This window comes from Zunongwangia sp. HGR-M22, from assembly GCF_027594425.1.
Taxonomy (GTDB): domain Bacteria; phylum Bacteroidota; class Bacteroidia; order Flavobacteriales; family Flavobacteriaceae; genus Zunongwangia.
Genome location: NZ_CP115159.1, coordinates 2928950 through 2948605, shown reverse-complemented (window position 1 = coordinate 2948605; position 19656 = coordinate 2928950). Strand labels below are relative to the sequence as shown.

The window sequence follows — 19656 nt, the reverse complement described above, 5'->3', positions numbered from 1 at the left end:
ACTAAAAAATATAAACAATTAAAGCCTAGCGAATCGCTGTTTAAAAGTATTAACGAGCGGAGTTTAGAAATTGATTCATTTTGGTTAAATTCACGCTTTTAAAATTTGAAGGAAATTGGAAGCTTATTTAGCCGAATTAAATGATGCCCAAAGGGCACCAACGTTGCAGATTGAAGGTCCTATGATTGTAATTGCGGGAGCCGGTTCTGGTAAAACCCGTGTACTTACGTATAGGATCGCATACATGATGAGTAAAGGAATCGATGCTTTTAACATTCTTGCCTTAACTTTTACTAATAAAGCGGCGCGAGAAATGCAACATCGTATTGCCCAGATCGTGGGTAGAAGTGAAGCTAAAAATCTGTGGATGGGAACATTCCACTCGGTTTTTGCCAAGATTCTACGTTTTGAAGCCGATAAGTTAGGTTATCCTTCTAATTTTACAATTTATGATACGCAGGATTCACAGAGCGTAATTAGAGCGATCATAAAGGATATGCAGCTTGATAAAGATGTGTATAAATATAAGCAGGTCTATAGCCGAATTTCGTCTTACAAAAACAGCTTAATTACTGTAAAAGCTTATTTTAATAATCCTGAATTAATTGAGGCTGATGCGATGAGCAAAAAGCCGAGAATGGGCGAAATTTACCAGGAATATGTGCAGCGTTGTTTTAAGGCCGGTGCAATGGATTTTGATGATTTATTGCTGAAAACCAATGAGCTTTTAAACCGTTTTCCTGAAGTGCTTCAGAAATATCAGAATCGATTTCGATATATTTTAGTGGATGAGTATCAGGATACCAATCACTCGCAGTATTTGATCGTAAAAGCATTGTCTGATAAATTTCAGAATATCTGTGTGGTGGGGGACGATGCGCAAAGTATTTATGCCTTCCGAGGAGCGAATATTAATAACATTCTTAACTTTCAAAAAGATTACGAAGGCGTAGAAATGTACCGCTTGGAACAAAATTATCGTTCTACCGGAAATATTGTAAATGCAGCGAACTCGATAATCGATAAAAACCAGACCAAATTAGATAAAGTAGTTTGGACGGCGAATGACGATGGGCCAAAGATCGTGGTGAACAGGTTATTGACCGATGGTGAGGAAGGCCGATTTGTAGCCAGTTCGATTTTTGAAAATAAAATGCAAAATCAAATGGCTAATGGTGATTTTGCAATTTTGTACCGAACCAACGCACAGAGTAGGGCGATGGAAGATGCGCTGCGGAAGAAAGATATTCCGTATCGAATTTATGGAGGTTTGTCGTTCTATCAGCGTAAGGAAATTAAAGATGTGCTATCGTATTTACGATTATTAATAAATCCGAAAGACGAAGAGGCTTTAAAGCGCGTGATCAATTATCCTGCGCGCGGTATTGGAGCAACAACGATGGATAGGCTAAGTATCGCTGCCAACAAATACGGAAAATCGATCTTCGAAGTTTTAGAAAATCTGGATCATCTTCCTGAAATAAAGATTACTAAAAGTACCCGTACAAAACTGGACAATTTTGTAAATATGATTAAGCATTTTACAATTTTGGCTCAGAATGCCGATGCTTTTACTGTTGCCGATACCGTAGCGAAGAAAACAGGATTGGTGCAGGAATTAAAAAAAGACGGTACACCAGAAGGAATCGCCAGAATCGAGAATATCGAAGAATTATTAAACGGTATTAAAGATTTTGTTGAAGAACAAAAAGAACTTGCTGATGCTAATGGATCTATAGCAGAATTTTTAGAAGATGTCGCTTTAGCAACCGATTTGGATAAGGATACCGAAGATGAGGATCGCGTGGCTTTAATGACCATTCACCTTGCGAAAGGACTTGAGTTTCCTTACGTTTATATAGTTGGTATGGAAGAAGATTTATTCCCTTCTGGAATGAGTATGAATACCCGATCTGAACTCGAAGAAGAACGTAGATTGTTTTATGTTGCCGTAACTCGAGCTGAGAAACAAGCTTTTTTGACATATACGCAAAGCAGATATCGTTGGGGAAAACTTGTAGATGCCGAGCCAAGTAGATTTATTGAAGAGATTGATGATAAGTTTTTGGATTATATGATTCCGCAGGATGATTATAAATATAAGCCACTTATCGATACAGATATTTTTGGAGATGAAGTCGATAAGTCCAAACTTCGACAAACAAAACCAAAAGCTGGGACGCCACCACCGGCACATAAGCCAACTGAGGAGCAGCTTAGGAAATTACGAAAATTACGACCTGCAGCCTCAGAACCTGCTAAAGCTACCAATGCTATTCAACTGGAGGTTGGAAATGAGGTTGAACATATGCGTTTTGGTAAAGGAAAAGTTTTGGGTATCGAAGGGGTTGGCCAAGATAAAAAAGCTGAAATTAATTTTGAAAATGGCGGAATCAAAAAACTATTGCTAAGATTCGCTAAATTGAAATTGCTTTCTTAAAAGATTTTCTAAACATTCGAGAATTATAAATTGCTAGCGCTTACAAGGTTTTCGAGTTAAACTTCTGTTATTCAAAGCCGCGATTTGCGGCTTTCTTTTTATCTTCAAAAGAAAAAAGATGATTCAGAAAGGAAGTAATGTAAAATGGGAATGGGGAAATGGAACTGCTGAAGGTAAAGTAACTGAAACTTATACTGAAGAGGTTACAAAAACAATTGATGGCAATGAAATTACCCGAAAAGGAGAACAGGGCAATAAAGCGCTACTAATTGAACAGGAGGACGGAAGTAAAGTTCTAAAATTAGAAAAAGAAGTAGAAAAAGCTGATTAACTATGGCTGAAATTGTTCGTATATATAACGAAAATCCTAATCCGCGTGAGATTGCTAAAGTGGTAAAAACTTTGCGTAACGGCGGACTCGTAATCTATCCAACCGATACGGTTTATGGTTTAGGTTGTGATATTACAAATAATTCAGCCTTAGAAAAGATCGCTCAGATTAAAGGAGTGAAATTGGAAAAAGCGAATTTCAGTTTTATTTGTCACGATCTTAGCAATTTATCTGATTATGTAAAGCAAATCGATACCGCGACTTTTAAAATTTTGAAACGTTGTTTACCTGGTCCTTATACTTTTATATTACCTGGAAATAATAATTTACCAACCGTATTCAAGAAAAAGAAAACAGTTGGGATTAGAGTGCCAGATAATAACATTTGCCGGGCAATTGTAGAAGAATTAGGGAATCCGATCGTATCGACTTCTATTAGGGATGAAGATGAGGTGATCGAATATACTACAGATCCTGAGTTGATTCTCGAAAAATGGGATAATCTCGTCGATATTGTTATTGATGGTGGATATGGTGATAATACTCCTAGTACGGTAATTGATATGACTACTAATGAACCTGAAGTTATAAGAGAAGGTAAAGGAAGTTTGGAAATAATGTAAGCAATAATACTTTTAGGTAATAAAAAAATCCTCGGCCAAAAAACCGGGGATTTTTTATTGATTTCTCACGAAAATTTAAAAACAAGGAAAAAGAAAAAGCCTCGCATAGCGAGGCTTTTCAATATATTAAAATATTTGATTTTCTTAGTTTGAAGCTTTAGAAGCTTGCTCCATACCTTCTTCAATCATTCCGTAGAACTGATCTAGTTTAGGAAGTACAACGATTCTTGTTCTTCTGTTTCTTGCACGACCTTCAGCAGTATCGTTAGACGCTACTGGCATGTAGTAAGATCTACCTGCAGCAGTCATACGCTTAGGATCTACATTGAACTCGTCTTGAAGAATTCTAACTACAGATGTAGCTCTCTTTACTGAAAGATCCCAGTTATCCTGGAACATAGAAGTAGAGATAGATTGATCGTCTGTGTGACCTTCTACCATAAACTCGATGTCTGGCTTATTTTTAATCACAGTAGCAACTTTTCCTAGAACCTCTTTAGCTCTATTAGTTACATTATAACGACCACTGTCGAATAACAATTTATCAGAAATCGATACGTAAACAACACCTTTTTCAACATTGATTTCGATATCCTCATCGTTCATGTTTCCGATAGCTCCTTTTAGACTAGTAACAAGCGCTAAAGTAACCGAGTCTTTTTTGTTGATAGCATCCCTCATGCTCTTAATAGCAAGATCCTTTTCTTTGATACTTTCCAAAGAACGCTCAAGATTTTCTGCTTCTTTCTTAGAAAGGGTAGCAAGATCGCCAACGTTATTCAATAACGCTGCATTTGTGTTATTAAGGACTTTTATCCTTTCAGTCATTTCGTCTTTGCTATCAAGACAAGCGTTTAGTTTTACAGTGGCGGTATTAAGCTGATCCTGAGTTTCTTTTTGTTTTGCTTCGAGTTCAGCATATTTCTTGTTAGAAACGCATGAAGAAAGCAAGATGGCCGCAGAGGCCGATAAAAGCATGATTTTTTTCATAACTTGTTGTAATTATTGTTAATGTTAGATTTTCCAAAAGTATCAAAAAAATATAAAGCTTAAAAGTAGTATTAACAATACTTTAGGCAGGCTTTACATTATATTCTTAAAGGTTTTTTTTCGTAATACGAAATACTTAAAAACAACCGATTTAATCTCAAAATACTGAATATTAGACGATTTTTCAATTCTTTTTCTACTCATTTTTGAAAAATTAGCGTAAAAATGGGCATGGGCTTTTAAAACCGATATAAAATGCTTATAATCACCTTGAATTAAGAATTTTAAGCCGGCAATCCCATCCAAAATCATTCTTTGGAATACAATTTTACGCATTTCTTTCTTAGGGAGGTTTTTAACAAGCATAAAAAGACTATTTCTAAAATTATAATAGGTCTTTTTAGGATTCATTTTGTCTAAAGTTGCTCCTCCAACGTGGTAAACGACAGAATTGCCTGTATATTTTATATCGTAATCAAAATTTTTAATTCGCCAGCATAAATCAATTTCTTCCTGGTGGGCAAAGAAGTCTTCATCAAAACCTCCAATTTCTTTAAATACCTCGTTTCTAATAGCTAAACAAGCACCACTTGCCCAAAAAATTTCTGCATCATCATTAAATTGGCCGAAATCTTTCTCTATGGTATCAAATATTCTTCCTCTACAAAAAGGATATCCAAACTTATCAATAAAACCTCCCGCCGCACCAGCGTATTCAAAATGATCTTTCTTTTTATAATCTAAGATTTTTGGCTGTGCTACAGCGGTTTTAGATTGTTTGCTAAACGTTTCTAATATCGGTTGTAACCAATTTTTGGTAACTTCAATATCACTATTTAAAAGGATTAAGATCTCTTCGGAAAGATGCTTCAGGGCGTCGTTATATCCTTTAGCATATCCTCCGTTTTCTTTATTCTGAATAATTTTTACTTCAGGAAAGTTATTCCGTAGAAATTCTATCGAATCGTCGGTTGACGCATTATCGGCGACATAGATATTGGCTTCTGTAGAAAATTGAGTGACCGATGGTAAAAACTGCCTAAGCAAGTCTTTCCCATTCCAGTTTAAAATAACAACTGCTACTTTCATTTAAGCTTGTTTATATGCCGGGATTTCTGGTAAAAACTGATATTGTCCTGCTTCGTAATCCATTTTGCAATAGTAATGTGACAATCCATTGGTAACCATTAAATAATCTGCATCTAAGGTCATGTTATATTGTGCAATTTGATCGAAAACATTTTGTGTGATTTTAATATGCGGTGCTTTACACTCTACAATTAGATGAATACTTCCATCACTATTGTAAACTACGGCATCATAACGTTTGGTTAACTTACCTAGCTTCAGTTGCTTCTCTACATTAATCAAACTTTTAGGAAATTCTTTTTCCTTCATTAAAAATTGCACGCAGTTTTGGCGCACCCATTCTTCTGGGGTTAGAATTATAAATTTTTTCCGCAGTTCGTCAAAAACAGCTATTTTATTTTGACTATTTTTGAACCTGAAATTATATTTTGGAAAATTGAGGTCGATCATAGACCCCAAAAATACTAAAGTATACAACATCCAAAAGCCTTTAAAGGTAAAACTAATTTCAGCCTAAAAGTTTCTTTTCTGCATGGACGACGCAAAACAGATTGTTACCGATATTAAAAATGGAAAGATTGCTCCCATTTATCTTTTGATGGGGGATGAGCCTTATTTTGTTGATAAGGTTGCCGATTATATTGAAGATAACTTGCTGCGGGAAGATGAAAAAGGATTCAACCAAATTATCATGTACGGTAGGGACACTAATCCCGATGAAATTGTAGGGAATGCCAAGCGTTATCCTATGATGGCAGAACGCCAGGTAGTGATCGTAAAAGAAGCTCAAGATTTATCACGAACGATTGATAAATTGAGCGATTATGCTGAAAACCCACAACCTACCACGGTTTTAGTGTTATGTTATAAACACAAAACGCTAGATAAGCGAAAAAAGGTCTATAAAACCATCAAAAAAAGCGGCGTAATACTGGATAGTAAAAAGCTTTACGAAAATCAGGTTTCAGATTGGATCGTAAAGAATTTAAAATCTAGAGGCTTGGGAATTTCACCTAAAGCTTCGCAAATGCTGGTAGAATTTTTAGGTACAGATTTGGGTAAAATCGATAACGAGTTACAAAAATTACAATTGGTTTGCGAAAAAGGCACCGAGGTAACTCCAGAGCTTATCGAGCAGAATATAGGTATTAGTAAAGATTTTAATAATTTTGAGTTGCGTAAAGCTGTTGGTCTTAAAGACGAAATTAAAGCCCATCGCATCATAAATTACTTTTCTCAAAATCCTAAGGACAATCCTCTAGTAGTAACAATTTCACTATTGTTCTCTTATTTCTCCCAAATTTTGCAATATCATGGATTGCCAGATAAATCTAAAATGAATGTGGCAAAGCAACTAAAAGTGAATCCCTATTTTGTAAATGATTATACCGTGGCAGCAAAAAATTATCCTATGAAAAAAGTGAGCTACGCCATAAGTGTTTTGCAAGAGGCAGATGTAAAGAGTAAAGGTGTGGGAGCAGTAAACTTATCCTCGGGAGATCTTTTAAAAGAAGTTTTAGTAAAAATAATGCGCTAAATGAAAAAAATAAATTCATGGGTAAATGCTGCCCGACTACGAACTTTGCCTTTATCACTCTCGGGTATTTTAGTAGGAACTGCAATTGCTGCCCAGCAGGGATATTTTAATTTAGGTATTTTTTCGTTAGCACTTGCAACAACTTTAGGACTTCAGGTATTATCTAATTTTGCCAATGATTATGGCGACGGAGTAAAAGGTACAGATAACGACGAACGTGTTGGTCCTCAGCGAGCCATACAAAGCGGTTTGATTACACATGCAGAAATGAAAAATGGAATTATCGCAACCTCCATTCTTACATTTATACTTGCTGTTTTATTGATTTATGCTTCTTTTGGAAGAGAGAATTTTTTGTACAGCTTGATTTTTATAGGATTAGGTGTAGCTTCTATAGTCGCTGCGATTAAATATACCGTTGGTAATTCTGCTTACGGATATCGAGGTTTAGGCGATATATTCGTGTTTATTTTCTTCGGAATTGTGGGAGTTTTCGGCTCCTTTTTTCTGTATGCTAATAATTTAGAATGGACCGTGCTAATGCCAGCTGCGGCAGTCGGACTTTTAAGTGCGGGAGTACTTAATCTTAATAATATGCGAGATCGTATTCCAGATGAAAAATCAGGGAAAATAACGCTAGCGGTAAAATTAGGCCAAAAAGCAGCGAAAATATATCAGTATTTTTTAATTCTAGGTGCTATTTTATTGATGGTAATTTATTCAGCATTATTTTATGAGGGCTGGGACGATCTTATTTTTTATGTTACTTTTATTCCACTTGTGCTTCATTTAAAAAGAGTAATGCAAAACGAATCTCCGGCTTTGCTAGATCCTGAATTAAAAACATTGGCATTATGTACTTTCGCTATGTCCATATTATTTGGTTTAGGACAAATATTTTAGAAGGAAGTTTAACAAAATTATAGAATTCTAAATTCGGCTTCTCTTTAACTCAATTTGTATTTTAGAATCAATTCAAAAAAAAATAAATTGATTATGGAACTTACTTTTTACGGTCAAAATTGTCTTGGCCTTACTATAGGAAATATTAATGTGATTGTCGATCCTTTTATATCGGGTAACGAAAATGCAAAGGGGAAAGTAGAAATAGATGCAATTAAAGCAGATTTTATTCTAGTTACTCACGCCCACCAAGATCATGTACTTGATGTTGAAACTGTTGCTAAGAATAATCCAGATGCTGTAATTGTAAGTAATGCTGAAATCGCTTCTTATTACGAAGATAAAGGATACAATGTGCATCCAATGAATCATGGCGGTAGTTGGAATTTTGACTTCGGAAAAGTAAAATACGTACAGGCTTGGCATAGCAGTACTTTTCCTGATGGAGCATCAGGTGGTTTACCAGGAGGTTTTGTAATTCAGACGGGAGAAAAAAATCTTTATATCGCGGGAGATACGGCATTAAGTATGGATATGAAATTGATTCCGCTTTTTACAAAACTAGATTTAGCAGTGCTGCCAATTGGTGACAATTTTACTATGGGAATTGATGAGGCTATAGTGGCAAGTGATTTTATAGAATGTGATCGCATTTTAGGATGCCATTACGATACTTTTGGGTATATTGAAATAGATCATGCTGAATCTAAAAAGAAATTTGCCGATAAAGGAAAGGAACTTCTTCTAATGGAAATTGGAGAAAAGATGAGTGTATAAATGCAAGCAACATATAAAAAACATATTTTAGAATTTAAACGCCCCAGTGGAACTTCCCGGGGCGTTCTTACTGTTAAAGAAACCTGGTTTATCAAAATTGAAAATGGAGATAATATTGGGTATGGTGAATGCGGAATATTACGTGGTTTAAGTATAGATGACCGTCCCGATTATGAAGAAAAACTAAAATGGGCCTGTAAAAACATCGATTTAGGAAAAGATGAATTATGGGAACAATTAACCGAATTTCCAAGTATTCAATTTGGGATAGAAATGGCATTCCAATCTCTAGAAAATAAAGATGAATTCGAGCTATTTCCTTCCAAATTTACAAATGGCAAAGATGCGATTGCCATAAACGGACTTATCTGGATGGGAGAAAAAGACTTCATGAAATCTCAAATTGAAGATAAATTGAAGTCGGGTTTCAATTGTATAAAAATGAAAATTGGAGCTATCGATTTTGAAACTGAGTTAGAATTACTGAAGTATATTCGCTCGCAGTATTCCGCAGAAGAAATAGAACTACGTGTGGATGCAAACGGCGCTTTTGATCCTACAAATGCTTTAGATAAACTGAAGCATTTAAGCGAATTAGAGCTTCACAGTATTGAGCAGCCGATAAAGCAAGGAAATTGGGAAGAAATGGCGAAGCTTTGTGAAGATACGCCATTACCAATTGCTTTAGACGAAGAACTAATAGGTGTTTTCGACGTAACAAAAAAGGAGAAACTGCTACAAACCATACAACCACAATATTTGATATTTAAGCCGAGTTTGATAGGTGGTTTTAAAGGGACTCAGCAATGGATTGATCTGGCTGAAAAGAGAGATATTGGCTGGTGGAATACAAGTGCTTTAGAAAGTAATATTGGGCTAAATGCGATTTCACAGTTTACCTACGAACAGAAGGTAAGAATGCCACAAGGCTTAGGAACAGGAAGTTTATACACCAACAATATAGAAAGTCCATTGGAGGTAAAAGAAGGCGAAATAAGATATAATCCAGAAAAAAATTGGGATTTTAAATTTTAAAATAACGAATGTATATAGAGCAGGCCTTTAAAGGCAAAAGCAGCGGCGCAAGATATATAATTGGTGCATTAGCAATATTTTTTGGTTGGAGTTGTTTGCAAATAATTCCGTTTTTTATTGCCCTATCTATCAAATATGGATATAACGAAAAGATGATGGCTATTTTTCTAGATCAGAATAGTTTGATGTCGTCTTTCAATAGTAATACTACTTTTTTCTTAATGCTCCTCGGGTTTGCATTATCTCTATTATTTCTTTTTTTAATATATAAAAGAATTCATAAAAATAGCATTACGAACTTAACTACAAGCAGAAAAAAAATTGATTGGAGTCGAATTTGGTTTTCATTTTCAACAATAGCGATTTTAAATATAGTATTGATTCTGGTAGATTATTTCTTTGTAAGTCCGGATGATTACGTCTTTAATTTCAATTTGGTTCCTTTTCTGATCTTAACGCTTATTGCAATTGTGTTTGTACCTCTGCAAACTAGTTTTGAGGAATATTTCTTTAGAGGCTATTTGATGCAGGGAATTGGTATAAAAACAAAATATCGTTGGATTCCATTAGTGATTACTTCGTTTATTTTTGGAGCAATGCATTATGCAAATCCAGAGGTAGCGCAGATGGGGGATTTGGTGATGGTTTCTTATTTTGGTACTGCCTTGATGCTAGGAATAATGACATTGATGGACGAGGGCCTAGAACTTTCTTTAGGTTTTCATGCAGCCAATAATTTGGTAGCTTCGCTTTTAGTCACGGCAGATTGGACTGCTTTTAATACTGAATCTATTTTAAAGGATATATCTAATCCCACCGCAGATTGGGAAGTGTGGATTGGTGCATTAGTTATAAACCCTATTATTTTATTTATTTATGCAAAAAGATACAAATGGAATAATTGGGGGAATCGTCTATTTGGTAAGGTACAGCAGCCTATCGTTTCACATACTTCTGAAATAAGTGATATTGAAGATTTGTCAAAAATGGAAAAAGATTACTAAAAAATAATTAAATTTAAATAATCGTAGCAATTTAATAACTTTGACTAGTCAGGATTTATTGATTTTTGATAACATGGCAGACTATTATAAGGTTCCCGAGACACATCCTAATTTTAAGCTGAATAAACAGCACTATAGCAATGCAGAATTGCGCCAGCTTGCATTTCATTTCATAAAAGAAGGAGAAGCTTTTGAAGAAGAAGTAGGAAACTTCATATTAGAATGGTTGAAACCGCACAATTTTCTTGAGGTTAAAACTTCAGGTTCTACAGGAAAGCCAAAAATTATTCAGCTTAAAAAAGAATATATGGCAAATTCGGCGATGGCTACTGCAAAATATTTTGATCTTCCTGAAGATACCAAAGCTTTACTTTGTCTTCCTGCAACTTATATTGCAGGGAAAATGATGATTATTAGAGCTATAGTTTGTGGTTGGCAACTGGATTTGGTACCACCTTCATCCACGCCATTAGATCAGGTTTTTAAAATCTACGATTTCTGTGCAATGATACCGTTCCAATTAGATAACTCTGTTGGGCGATTGCATTTGGTTAGAAAACTAATTGTGGGTGGAGGAGCAATGTCGCTTAGACTTCAAAAGATGGTCAAAGAAGTTAATACTAAGGTTTACGAAACCTACGGAATGACCGAAACCATTACCCATATTGCTGCTCGTAGAATTAATCCTACGAAAAAGAAAAAACAAGCTCGCCCTTTTAAAGTATTGCCTAATATCAATATTAGTAAAGACGAGCGGGATTGTTTGGTAATAAAAGCTCCTAAGCTCTCCGACGAAGTTATTATCACAAATGATGTTGTTGAGATTGTTACTTATAAGAAATTCAATTGGAAAGGTAGGATTGATAACGTAATCAATAGCGGTGGTGTAAAATTACATCCTGAAGAAATAGAGAAAAAACTTGGTAAAATTATAGATTCTCGTTTTTTTATTACCTCTCTCCCAGATGATTCATTAGGAAACAAGTTAGTGCTATTTATTGAAGCTGCATTTTCAGAAGAACACCTCACAGAAATGAAAGATAAAATAGATAATCTAAAATCTTTAGAAAGATTTGAGCATCCTAAAAAGATCTATTTTGTTGAAAAATTTGAAGAAACCAGCAGCGGTAAAATTCATCGTGAAAATACACTTAAAAGCAGGGTGAGTTAAAATTTTCACTACTTTTGAATATTTAAAAATTCATTAATTTGAAAATGTGCTGATTTAAAAATCAAAACTTAATAATGAAATTTTAGGCTGCTTCGATTTTGGATATTGAGAAAATAATATGCCAATTTCGAGCCTTCGAAAAGTAGCAAGTACGGTTCTTTAATCCTAAGAAACTACTCTGACTTTGCTAAATATTCATATTCATAAAAAGTTTCTCTTATAGGATTAAATTCGGCAATTTCAAGAGATATTTTCGAGGTGGCAGCCACTTCATTAGCAAATTTTTCAAATTTTTCTTTGCTCTCCCATGTAGCGTAATTTACAACCTTATTTTGGTCTTCATTACTAAGAATGCGTGAAGAAATAAAACCAGGACATGTACTAACTTCTTTTTCAAAAAAAGATTTTATTAATTCAATGAGATTTGAAAATTGTTTAGGATCGATCTCGAAACTAACAATCACATAATATGGTTTTTTCATGATTTATTTATAAGATTATCGAATGTAAAAATACTCTGTGGCTTGATAAAGTTTTAAAAAAATACTGCAAAGAATTGCCCTGGGTAGTTTAATGAAAATCTATATCATTCTAGGTAAAAATACAGATTCTGTTCAAAATATGTTCTATTTTAACCCTAAAAAAACACCTGTTATCCTTTATGTTCGCTATTATTTTATGAAAGCCACAGGAATCAAGTCCAGAATCTTTAGTGTGTGACGAAACTATAAAATTTTTGATTATATCGAAATGTAAAATATTTTTGTCATTTAGACTTAAATTCTTTACAAATGAAAAATACAGATCTCAAATTACTTTCGCATAAATTTAAAATAGTTGGATATGTATTATCAGCAATTTCAATAGTTTTTTTGGAATTGCAGTCACAAAAATTATTTCCGTAGAAAAAGAGATTGCAAAGAATATATTTTTTGATCTGATCCTAATTGCTTGTTTAATATTGGCGCCTTCAAAAGAAAAAATAGAAGATGAACGTAGTATGAAATTAAGATTGGTTGCTTTTGCCGCTACTTTTTTATACGGAGTCCTATTTGTTGTTGTGAGTCCTTTTGTAAGTATTTTATTTCACGGAAGTTTTGAAATCGATATCCATGCCAGTCAGTTACTTCTTACCATGTTTCTATGGTATTTTGGTGTTTTCTACTTTATGAAAAAGTTCAATTAATGAAGAATTCGATTAAGGTTGAACGCGCCAAAAAGAATATGACTTAGGAGGATTTGGCGAAATTGCTGGGTGTTTCGCGGCAAACGGTAAATTCTATGGAAAAAAATAGATACGCTCCTTCTACAATTTTGGCTTTGAAGCTCTCTGAAATTTTTTGAATGTTCTGTGAATGAAATTTTTCAACTGGAAGAAACAGATTGATTTGTTTAAAATAATTATTTTAAACAAATCAATCAATGACAATTTTGAATCAAATTCTTGCCATCGGAGCTCCGCAAATTATTCTCATCTTAGTTTTTTCTCTTTAAGCTTTTTTATTTTCGTTATTGGCAATAATTGATATTGTAAGGAAATGATAAAGTGATATGGTTGCTTATAGTAATTTTCTTTAGCGTCTTCGGAACATTATTATATTTTATTCTTGGTATAAAACAGCAAATATCTAAAAAAAATAAAGCCTGAAATTATCGAATTTCAGGCTTTATTTTTAAGTATTAAAAGTTTTATGATTCAAACTTTACATTCACGTAAAATTCTAAATCATTTAATTTTATAGCATCTTCGCTAGAAACTTTTTTATCTAATTTTTTCCATTTTAAAGTTGGTTTCAGGCGAGTTTCTTTTCCGTCGATAAAAACATCTACTGGCATATTAAATCCTTCAACATCTGCTCTCCAGCGATAAGCGAAAGTTTTACCGTCTTTTTTGAATTGCAGCTCCGGAATTCTGCTATGTCTTAAATATTGATCGAAAACAGGTTGTAAATCGGTTTTGATAGGTTTGTTGAAAAAATCTTCTACCGTTTGAGTTTCAATTATTTTGTGCCTGTAAGTTGCGGTGTAATCTCTAAAGGTATTCCACCAAAGCTTATCATCGTCATAAATGCTTCTAATGGTATTTAGTAAATTAGATCCTTTAAAATACATATCACCAGAACCTTCAGCATTCACGCCGTAATCTCCTATAATGGTCGCTCTATTTTGAATATTAGCGCGTTGTCCTTTTATATATTTTAAAGCTGCTTCTTTTCCCCATCTGCATTCAGTATAAATCGATTCAGTATAAGTAGTAAATCCTTCGTGAATCCACATATCTGCGATGTCCTTGGCGGTGATACTATTCCCATACCATTCGTGTCCAGATTCGTGAATTATGATATAATCCCATTTTAAACCAATTCCGGTTCCAGATAAATCTCTGCCCAGGTAACCTTTCATATATTTATTACCGTAAGCAACTGCACTCTGGTGTTCCATTCCTAAATACGGAGTTTCCACCAACTTATAGCCATCTTCTATAAACGGATAAGGTCCCATTTTACTGTAGAAGCATTCCATCATATTCTGAACTTCTTTGAATTGTTTTTTGGCCTTATCAAGATTGTAAGGAAGTACATAATAATCTAGAGTTAGGTCTTGGAATTTATCTGAAAAATGCTCGTAGTTAGCGATGTTAATCATCACATCGTAATTGTTTATTGGATTCACAGTTTTCCAACTCCACTCGGTATAACCATTACCTAAATCCTTTTTACCGATCATTCTTCCGTTAGAGACATTCATTAGTCCGTTTGGCACTGCAATATCTAACTGAACACTTTCTGGTTCATCGCTTTGGTGATCTTTGTTAGGATACCAAAGACTGGCACCGGTGCCCTGCACAGCAACACCAACCCAGGGATTTCCATCTTCGTCTTCACTCCAAACAAAACCACCGTCCCATGGGGCATTTTTAGCTACAATTGGATGCCCAGAATAGAAAAATTCTAAAGAATCGGTAGTATTTTTATCCAAAGCTTCTTCAAATTCCACAAAAACAGCATTGTATTTTCTGTTGTATTCAAGGTTTTTTCCGTGGAAAACAATCGAATCGATATTCATATTTTCAAATAGATCGATTTGCATTGTTGGTAGTTTTTGTTCCGTTTTAAAGGTGATTACGTTACTACCACCAATAAATTTTTCTGAAGGATCTACCTTTAATTTTAGATGATATTTTAAAGCATCATACGCACGTTCTGCTCTTAAAGAGCCGCGCAGTGTATCAGCTTCAGTATATTTTTCTTTGTTGCTTAGCACTTGTGAGGAAGCTGCAAAAGCAAGCATTGAAAATAAAAATGTGGAAAAAACTTTTTTCATTCCTGATGGTTAAATTAAACAATATGGTTTCTAATTAGTTATTTGAGGTTAAGAAGATTTTCAAACCATTCTTGATTTTAAGTAAATTTTACACTTCAAAATTGGGAACATACATTACAATTTTGAATTTTTATATTAATGTAAATAAAATGACAGAACTATTATTAAGTCTGAATTACACCTAAATTAAAATCTTTTTCAATTGGGGCGTGATTCGCAGCTTCGATTCCGGTCGAGATCCATTTGCGGGTATCCATAGGGTTAATAACCGCATCTGTCCATAATCTTGCTGCCGCATAATATGCTGAGGTTTGCTCGTCGTATCTGGATTTAATTTCTTCAAAAACCTTTTTCTCTTTTTCAGCATCTACCTTTTCTCCTTTTTTCTCTAAAGAAGCGGTTTCGATTTGGGCCAATACCTTTGCGGCCTGTGTGCCGCCCATTACGGCAAGTTCGGCACTTGGCCAGGCAACAATCAATCTTGGGTCGTAAGCTTTACCACACATCGCATAGTTACCGGCACCGTAAGAATTACCAATAATAATGGTGAATTTTGGCACTACGGAATTACTTACTGCATTCACCATCTTTGCACCATCTTTAATGATGCCGCCATGTTCACTTTTGCTACCTACCATAAATCCGGTCACATCCTGAATGAATACTAACGGGATTTTCTTCTGGTTACAATTAGCAATAAAACGAGTGGCTTTATCGGCAGAATCAGAATAGATCACCCCACCAAATTGCATTTCACCTTTTTTGGTTTTTACAATCTTACGCTGATTGGCTACGATTCCAACCGCCCATCCATCGATTCTTGCATATCCGGTTATGATGGTTTCACCGTAACCTTTTTTATATTCTTCAAATTCAGAGTCATCAACTAAACGCTCAATGATTTGTGTCATATCATATTGATCTGAGCGCTTTTTAGGTAAAATTCCGAAGATTTCCTTCGGGTCTAATTTAGGCTGAGTTGCCTTTTTTCGGTTAAAACCAGCGGTATCAAAATCGCCAATTTTATCCATAATATTTTGAATCTTGGTGAGCGCGTCCTTATCGTCTTTGGCTTTATAATCGGTAACACCACTAATTTCTGTATGCGTTGTTGCGCCTCCTAAAGTTTCATTATCGATAGTTTCGCCGATAGCTGCTTTTACTAAATAACTGCCCGCAAGAAAAATACTTCCGGTTTTCTCAACAATAATAGCTTCATCACTCATTATTGGTAAATAAGCACCACCAGCTACACAGCTTCCCATCACAGCTGCAATTTGAGTGATTCCTATGCTACTCATTACAGCATTATTTCTAAAGATCCTTCCGAAGTGTTCTTTATCAGGGAAAATTTCGTCCTGCATTGGTAAATAAACCCCGGCGCTATCTACAAGGTAGATAATAGGTAGTCTATTTTCAATAGCGATTTCCTGAGCTCTTAGATTTTTCTTTCCGGTGATCGGAAACCAGGCACCTGCTTTTACAGTAGCATCATTTGCAACAATTATACACTGTTTGCCAGAAACCTTGCCTATTTTTACCACGACGCCGCCGCTAGGACAGCCACCATGTTCTTTATACATGCCATCGCCTGCAAAAGCACCTATTTCTATAGCAGCTTCTGGATTATCCAATAAAAAATTGATTCGCTCTCTGGCGGTCATTTTTCCTTTGGCATGATGTTTTTCTATACGTTTCTCGCCACCTCCCAGATGTACTCTCTTAAGATGGTGGTTTAAATCTGAAACTAATAATTTATTATGATCTTCATTTTTATTGAAGTTAATATCCATATAAACAGTTTTTTGGAAGCAATTTTATGGTTAGTAAAAATGAATTTTAATCTTGATTTGCTTAAATCTTTTCAAAAATAATTTAAAAAATTTCACAATATTGGCTAAAATACAAAATACAGGCAATTTGATTTTTAAATTACTAATCAAAATATGCGATATTTGTAAGAAATAATAATTTATGGGATTAAATAAGAACTCCATTTTTGCGTGGGCTTCGTTTATTATTTTTTTGATAGCCACCGCAATTGTACTACTGGGTGTTTTAAAATATAAAGATCATGCGATCGGTTTTTCTGTAGTTGGAATTGGTTTTTTTGCCATTTCATGGGTGTTTAATGCCCTTAAAGGTCGAATTTGATTTTAAAAATTGAAAGGATTTATGGAGAGAGAGCAGTTAGTAAAACATCTTAAGGGTGGCGAGGCGTTTATGCCTATTGATAAGGTTTTAGAAAAAGTTTCATTTGAAAATCTTGGTAAACGAATATAGGACTTACCATATTCTTTTTATGAAATATTTTATCACATTACCTATACGCAAAAAGATATTCTGGATTATCTAATCTTAGATGATTACAATACACCAAAATGGCCAGAAGGCTACTGGGACCAAAAACAAGCACCAGAAAGTGAACAGGAATGGCAGCAGCTAAAAGAGCAGTTTTTTAATGAAAGACAGCAATTGTCGAAATATATTCAGGACGATTCTAACGATTTGGATGCGCCGGTAAAAAATAGCGAAAAGCATTCTTTATTAAGAGAACTACTTTTAGTAATAGAGCATAATGCCTATCATACTGGTCAACTTATTCTTTTACTTCGACTTTTAGGAGATCACAAATAAATTGTATTCGTTTATTTGTATTTTTGCTCGATTTTATTTCTTTTCTATAGAAATGAAACTCGATTTCAAATTAAATTGATTCAACCAAAAAATTTAAAATTACATGGCAGACGATAAGAAAGTGATATTCTCGATGAGTGGGGTTACCAAAACCTACAAATCGGCGAATACACCAGTGTTAAAAAATATATACCTGAGTTTTTTCTACGGAGCAAAAATCGGGATTCTTGGTCTTAACGGTTCGGGGAAGTCCACTTTAATGAAAATTATTGCAGGCAGAGACACAAATTATCAGGGAGATGTAGTGTTTTCTTCTGGATACAGTGTTGGGTACTTAGAGCAGGAACCAGAATTAGATGAAGAGAAAACAGTACTTGAAGTTGTAAAAGAAGGTGTTGCTGAAACAGTAGCTATTCTCGATGAGTATAACAAAATAAACGATATGTTTGGTTTGCCAGAAGTTTATGAAGATGCAGATAAGATGCAGAAGCTTATGGACAAGCAGGCAGAACTTCAGGATAAAATAGACGCCAGTAATGCATGGGAATTAGATACCAAGTTAGATATTGCCATGGACGCTTTAAGAACTCCAGATGCTGATAAGAAAATTTCAGTACTATCTGGTGGCGAAAGAAGGCGTGTGGCCCTTTGTCGTCTTTTATTGCAAGAACCAGATGTCCTTTTACTAGATGAGCCTACAAACCATTTGGATGCCGAATCTGTACATTGGTTAGAGCATCATTTAGCACAATATAAAGGAACTGTAATAGCCGTAACTCACGACCGTTATTTCTTGGATAATGTTGCAGGATGGATTTTAGAGTTAGATAGGGGAGAAGGTATTCCATGGAAAGGAAATTATTCTTCTTGGTTAGACCAAAAATCTAAGCGTTTAGCACAAGAGCAAAAACAAGCCAGCAAACGCCAAAAAACTTTAGAACGAGAGTTAGAATGGTCTAAGATGAATCCTAAAGGTCGCCAATCTAAACAGAAGGCTCGTCTTAAGAATTACGATAAATTGCTTAGTCAGGATCAAAAACAGATGGATGAAAAACTTGAAATTTACATCCCAAATGGTCCAAGATTAGGAAACAATGTGATCGATGCTAAGGGAGTAAGTAAAGCCTTTGGCGATAAATTACTTTACGAAGATCTTAATTTTAATTTACCGCAAGCTGGTATTGTTGGAATTATTGGTCCAAACGGTGCTGGTAAAACTACTATTTTTAAAATGATAATGGGTGAAGAGCAACCCGATAAAGGTTCTTTTGAGGTTGGAGAAACTGCTAAAATTAGTTATGTAGACCAAAGTCACTCTGATATTGATACTGAAAAAACCATCTGGCAAAACTTTAGCGACGAGCAAGAGTTAATTATGATGGGGGGAAGACAGGTGAATTCCAGAGCCTATTTAAGCCGTTTCAACTTCAGCGGAAGTGAACAAAATAAAAAGGTAAGCGCACTTTCTGGTGGGGAACGTAACCGCCTTCATTTGGCGATGACCTTAAAAGAAGAAGGTAACGTATTATTACTAGATGAGCCTACCAACGACCTTGATGTAAATACATTAAGAGCTTTAGAAGAAGGTTTAGAGAATTTTGCGGGGTGTGCTGTAGTGATTTCTCACGACCGGTGGTTCTTAGATAGAGTTTGTACACACATTCTTGCTTTTGAGGGAGATTCTCAAGTTTATTTCTTTGAAGGTAGTTTCTCTGACTACGAGGAAAACAAGAAAAAACGTCTTGGTGGTGATATTATGCCTAAACGAATTAAGTATAAAAAACTTACTAGATAA

At 34.8% G+C, this 19656-nt stretch carries 21 protein-coding genes; 15 read left to right on the top strand and 6 right to left on the bottom strand.

Annotated features, from left to right (window positions below; all coding sequences use genetic code 11):
• Nucleotides 1–115 precede the first annotated feature (115 nt).
• The 3 genes from PBT91_RS12750 to PBT91_RS12740 all read left to right on the top strand — a co-directional run bounded on the left by PBT91_RS12750 (nucleotide 116) and on the right by PBT91_RS12740 (nucleotide 3394).
• A complete protein-coding gene (locus PBT91_RS12750) occupies nucleotides 116–2440 on the top strand; it encodes an ATP-dependent helicase (protein ID WP_270058851.1) in 2325 nt (774 codons plus the stop codon).
• A gap of 118 nt (nucleotides 2441–2558) precedes the next feature.
• Nucleotides 2559–2771: a DUF2945 domain-containing protein gene (locus PBT91_RS12745; RefSeq protein ID WP_270058850.1), complete on the top strand. Its 213-nt coding sequence runs from the start codon at nucleotides 2559–2561 to the stop codon at nucleotides 2769–2771.
• A 2-nt stretch (nucleotides 2772–2773) separates the two neighbouring features.
• Entirely contained in the window at nucleotides 2774–3394 is a 621-nt protein-coding gene (locus PBT91_RS12740) for an L-threonylcarbamoyladenylate synthase (RefSeq protein WP_270058849.1), read from the top strand.
• A 144-nt stretch (nucleotides 3395–3538) separates the two neighbouring features.
• Here PBT91_RS12740 and PBT91_RS12735 read toward each other — a convergent pair whose 3' ends face one another.
• The 3 genes from PBT91_RS12735 to PBT91_RS12725 all read right to left on the bottom strand — a co-directional run bounded on the left by PBT91_RS12735 (nucleotide 3539) and on the right by PBT91_RS12725 (nucleotide 5923).
• Nucleotides 3539–4384, bottom strand: coding sequence for an OmpA/MotB family protein (locus PBT91_RS12735; RefSeq protein WP_270058848.1), 846 nt, complete (start codon nucleotides 4382–4384; stop codon nucleotides 3539–3541).
• A 93-nt stretch (nucleotides 4385–4477) separates the two neighbouring features.
• Nucleotides 4478–5473, bottom strand: a complete 996-nt coding sequence (locus PBT91_RS12730; protein WP_270058847.1) for a glycosyltransferase family 2 protein — start codon at nucleotides 5471–5473, stop codon at nucleotides 4478–4480.
• A complete protein-coding gene (locus tag PBT91_RS12725; protein WP_270061459.1) occupies nucleotides 5474–5923 on the bottom strand; it encodes a type I restriction enzyme HsdR N-terminal domain-containing protein in 450 nt (149 codons plus the stop codon). It lies immediately after the preceding gene.
• A gap of 82 nt (nucleotides 5924–6005) precedes the next feature.
• On the opposite strand from PBT91_RS12725, the gene holA reads away from it, so the two are divergent.
• The 6 genes from holA to PBT91_RS12695 all read left to right on the top strand — a co-directional run bounded on the left by holA (nucleotide 6006) and on the right by PBT91_RS12695 (nucleotide 11900).
• Nucleotides 6006–7010, top strand: a complete 1005-nt coding sequence (holA, locus tag PBT91_RS12720; RefSeq protein ID WP_270058846.1) for a DNA polymerase III subunit delta — start codon at nucleotides 6006–6008, stop codon at nucleotides 7008–7010.
• Nucleotides 7011–7913 (top strand): 1,4-dihydroxy-2-naphthoate octaprenyltransferase, encoded by a 903-nt coding sequence (gene menA, locus PBT91_RS12715; RefSeq protein ID WP_270058845.1) that lies wholly within the window; start codon nucleotides 7011–7013, stop codon nucleotides 7911–7913.
• 93 nt (nucleotides 7914–8006) lie between these two features.
• Entirely contained in the window at nucleotides 8007–8690 is a 684-nt protein-coding gene (locus tag PBT91_RS12710; RefSeq protein ID WP_270058844.1) for a metal-dependent hydrolase, read from the top strand.
• Nucleotides 8691–9725, top strand: coding sequence for an o-succinylbenzoate synthase (locus tag PBT91_RS12705; protein WP_270058843.1), 1035 nt, complete (start codon nucleotides 8691–8693; stop codon nucleotides 9723–9725).
• Nucleotides 9726–9733: 8 nt separating this feature from the next.
• On the top strand, nucleotides 9734–10729 hold the full coding sequence (locus PBT91_RS12700; RefSeq protein ID WP_270058842.1) for a CPBP family intramembrane glutamic endopeptidase: 996 nt from the start codon (nucleotides 9734–9736) through the stop codon (nucleotides 10727–10729).
• Nucleotides 10730–10802: 73 nt separating this feature from the next.
• Complete coding sequence (locus PBT91_RS12695; RefSeq protein ID WP_270058841.1) at nucleotides 10803–11900, top strand: AMP-binding protein; 1098 nt, start codon at nucleotides 10803–10805, stop codon at nucleotides 11898–11900.
• A gap of 173 nt (nucleotides 11901–12073) precedes the next feature.
• On the opposite strand, the gene PBT91_RS12690 is transcribed toward PBT91_RS12695, so the two are convergent.
• Nucleotides 12074–12382 (bottom strand): antibiotic biosynthesis monooxygenase family protein, encoded by a 309-nt coding sequence (locus PBT91_RS12690; protein WP_270058840.1) that lies wholly within the window; start codon nucleotides 12380–12382, stop codon nucleotides 12074–12076.
• 479 nt (nucleotides 12383–12861) lie between these two features.
• On the opposite strand from PBT91_RS12690, the gene PBT91_RS12685 reads away from it, so the two are divergent.
• The 3 genes from PBT91_RS12685 to PBT91_RS17655 all read left to right on the top strand — a co-directional run bounded on the left by PBT91_RS12685 (nucleotide 12862) and on the right by PBT91_RS17655 (nucleotide 13548).
• The gene (locus PBT91_RS12685) at nucleotides 12862–13086 is read left to right on the top strand and encodes a hypothetical protein (protein WP_270058839.1); all 225 of its coding nucleotides are present in this window, start codon (nucleotides 12862–12864) and stop codon (nucleotides 13084–13086) included.
• Between the two features lie 95 nt (nucleotides 13087–13181).
• A complete protein-coding gene (locus PBT91_RS17620) occupies nucleotides 13182–13244 on the top strand; it encodes a hypothetical protein (protein ID WP_333474262.1) in 63 nt (20 codons plus the stop codon).
• Nucleotides 13245–13446: 202 nt separating this feature from the next.
• Entirely contained in the window at nucleotides 13447–13548 is a 102-nt protein-coding gene (locus PBT91_RS17655) for a hypothetical protein (protein WP_443089624.1), read from the top strand.
• 41 nt (nucleotides 13549–13589) lie between these two features.
• Here the strand turns inward: PBT91_RS17655 and PBT91_RS12680 are convergent, their stop codons facing one another.
• Together PBT91_RS12680 and PBT91_RS12675 are read right to left on the bottom strand one after the other, a co-directional pair.
• A complete protein-coding gene (locus tag PBT91_RS12680) occupies nucleotides 13590–15224 on the bottom strand; it encodes a M1 family metallopeptidase (protein ID WP_270058838.1) in 1635 nt (544 codons plus the stop codon).
• Between the two features lie 164 nt (nucleotides 15225–15388).
• A complete protein-coding gene (locus PBT91_RS12675; RefSeq protein WP_270058837.1) occupies nucleotides 15389–17017 on the bottom strand; it encodes an acyl-CoA carboxylase subunit beta in 1629 nt (542 codons plus the stop codon).
• A gap of 181 nt (nucleotides 17018–17198) precedes the next feature.
• Here PBT91_RS12675 and PBT91_RS12670 point away from each other — a divergent pair, with 181 nt between their 5' ends.
• The 3 genes from PBT91_RS12670 (at nucleotide 17199) to ettA (ending at nucleotide 19656) form a co-directional block, all read left to right on the top strand.
• Nucleotides 17199–17378, top strand: a complete 180-nt coding sequence (locus PBT91_RS12670) for a CAL67264 family membrane protein (protein WP_270058836.1) — start codon at nucleotides 17199–17201, stop codon at nucleotides 17376–17378.
• A 153-nt stretch (nucleotides 17379–17531) separates the two neighbouring features.
• On the top strand, nucleotides 17532–17861 hold the full coding sequence (locus tag PBT91_RS12665; RefSeq protein ID WP_333474261.1) for a DinB family protein: 330 nt from the start codon (nucleotides 17532–17534) through the stop codon (nucleotides 17859–17861).
• 103 nt (nucleotides 17862–17964) lie between these two features.
• Nucleotides 17965–19656, top strand: coding sequence for an energy-dependent translational throttle protein EttA (ettA, locus tag PBT91_RS12660; protein ID WP_270058835.1), 1692 nt, complete (start codon nucleotides 17965–17967; stop codon nucleotides 19654–19656).

Coding starts and splice junctions, on each gene's coding strand:
- PBT91_RS12745 (WP_270058850.1), top strand. CDS start 2,559: ATGATTCAGAAAGGAAGTAATGTAAAATGGGAATGGGGAAATGGAACT.
- PBT91_RS12740 (WP_270058849.1), top strand. CDS start 2,774: ATGGCTGAAATTGTTCGTATATATAACGAAAATCCTAATCCGCGTGAG.
- PBT91_RS12735 (WP_270058848.1), bottom strand. CDS start 4,384: ATGAAAAAAATCATGCTTTTATCGGCCTCTGCGGCCATCTTGCTTTCT.
- PBT91_RS12730 (WP_270058847.1), bottom strand. CDS start 5,473: ATGAAAGTAGCAGTTGTTATTTTAAACTGGAATGGGAAAGACTTGCTT.
- PBT91_RS12725 (WP_270061459.1), bottom strand. CDS start 5,923: ATGATCGACCTCAATTTTCCAAAATATAATTTCAGGTTCAAAAATAGT.
- holA (WP_270058846.1), top strand. CDS start 6,006: ATGGACGACGCAAAACAGATTGTTACCGATATTAAAAATGGAAAGATT.
- menA (WP_270058845.1), top strand. CDS start 7,011: ATGAAAAAAATAAATTCATGGGTAAATGCTGCCCGACTACGAACTTTG.
- PBT91_RS12710 (WP_270058844.1), top strand. CDS start 8,007: ATGGAACTTACTTTTTACGGTCAAAATTGTCTTGGCCTTACTATAGGA.
- PBT91_RS12705 (WP_270058843.1), top strand. CDS start 8,691: ATGCAAGCAACATATAAAAAACATATTTTAGAATTTAAACGCCCCAGT.
- PBT91_RS12700 (WP_270058842.1), top strand. CDS start 9,734: ATGTATATAGAGCAGGCCTTTAAAGGCAAAAGCAGCGGCGCAAGATAT.
- PBT91_RS12695 (WP_270058841.1), top strand. CDS start 10,803: ATGGCAGACTATTATAAGGTTCCCGAGACACATCCTAATTTTAAGCTG.
- PBT91_RS12690 (WP_270058840.1), bottom strand. CDS start 12,382: ATGAAAAAACCATATTATGTGATTGTTAGTTTCGAGATCGATCCTAAA.
- PBT91_RS12680 (WP_270058838.1), bottom strand. CDS start 15,224: ATGAAAAAAGTTTTTTCCACATTTTTATTTTCAATGCTTGCTTTTGCA.
- PBT91_RS12675 (WP_270058837.1), bottom strand. CDS start 17,017: ATGGATATTAACTTCAATAAAAATGAAGATCATAATAAATTATTAGTT.
- PBT91_RS12670 (WP_270058836.1), top strand. CDS start 17,199: ATGGGATTAAATAAGAACTCCATTTTTGCGTGGGCTTCGTTTATTATT.
- ettA (WP_270058835.1), top strand. CDS start 17,965: ATGGCAGACGATAAGAAAGTGATATTCTCGATGAGTGGGGTTACCAAA.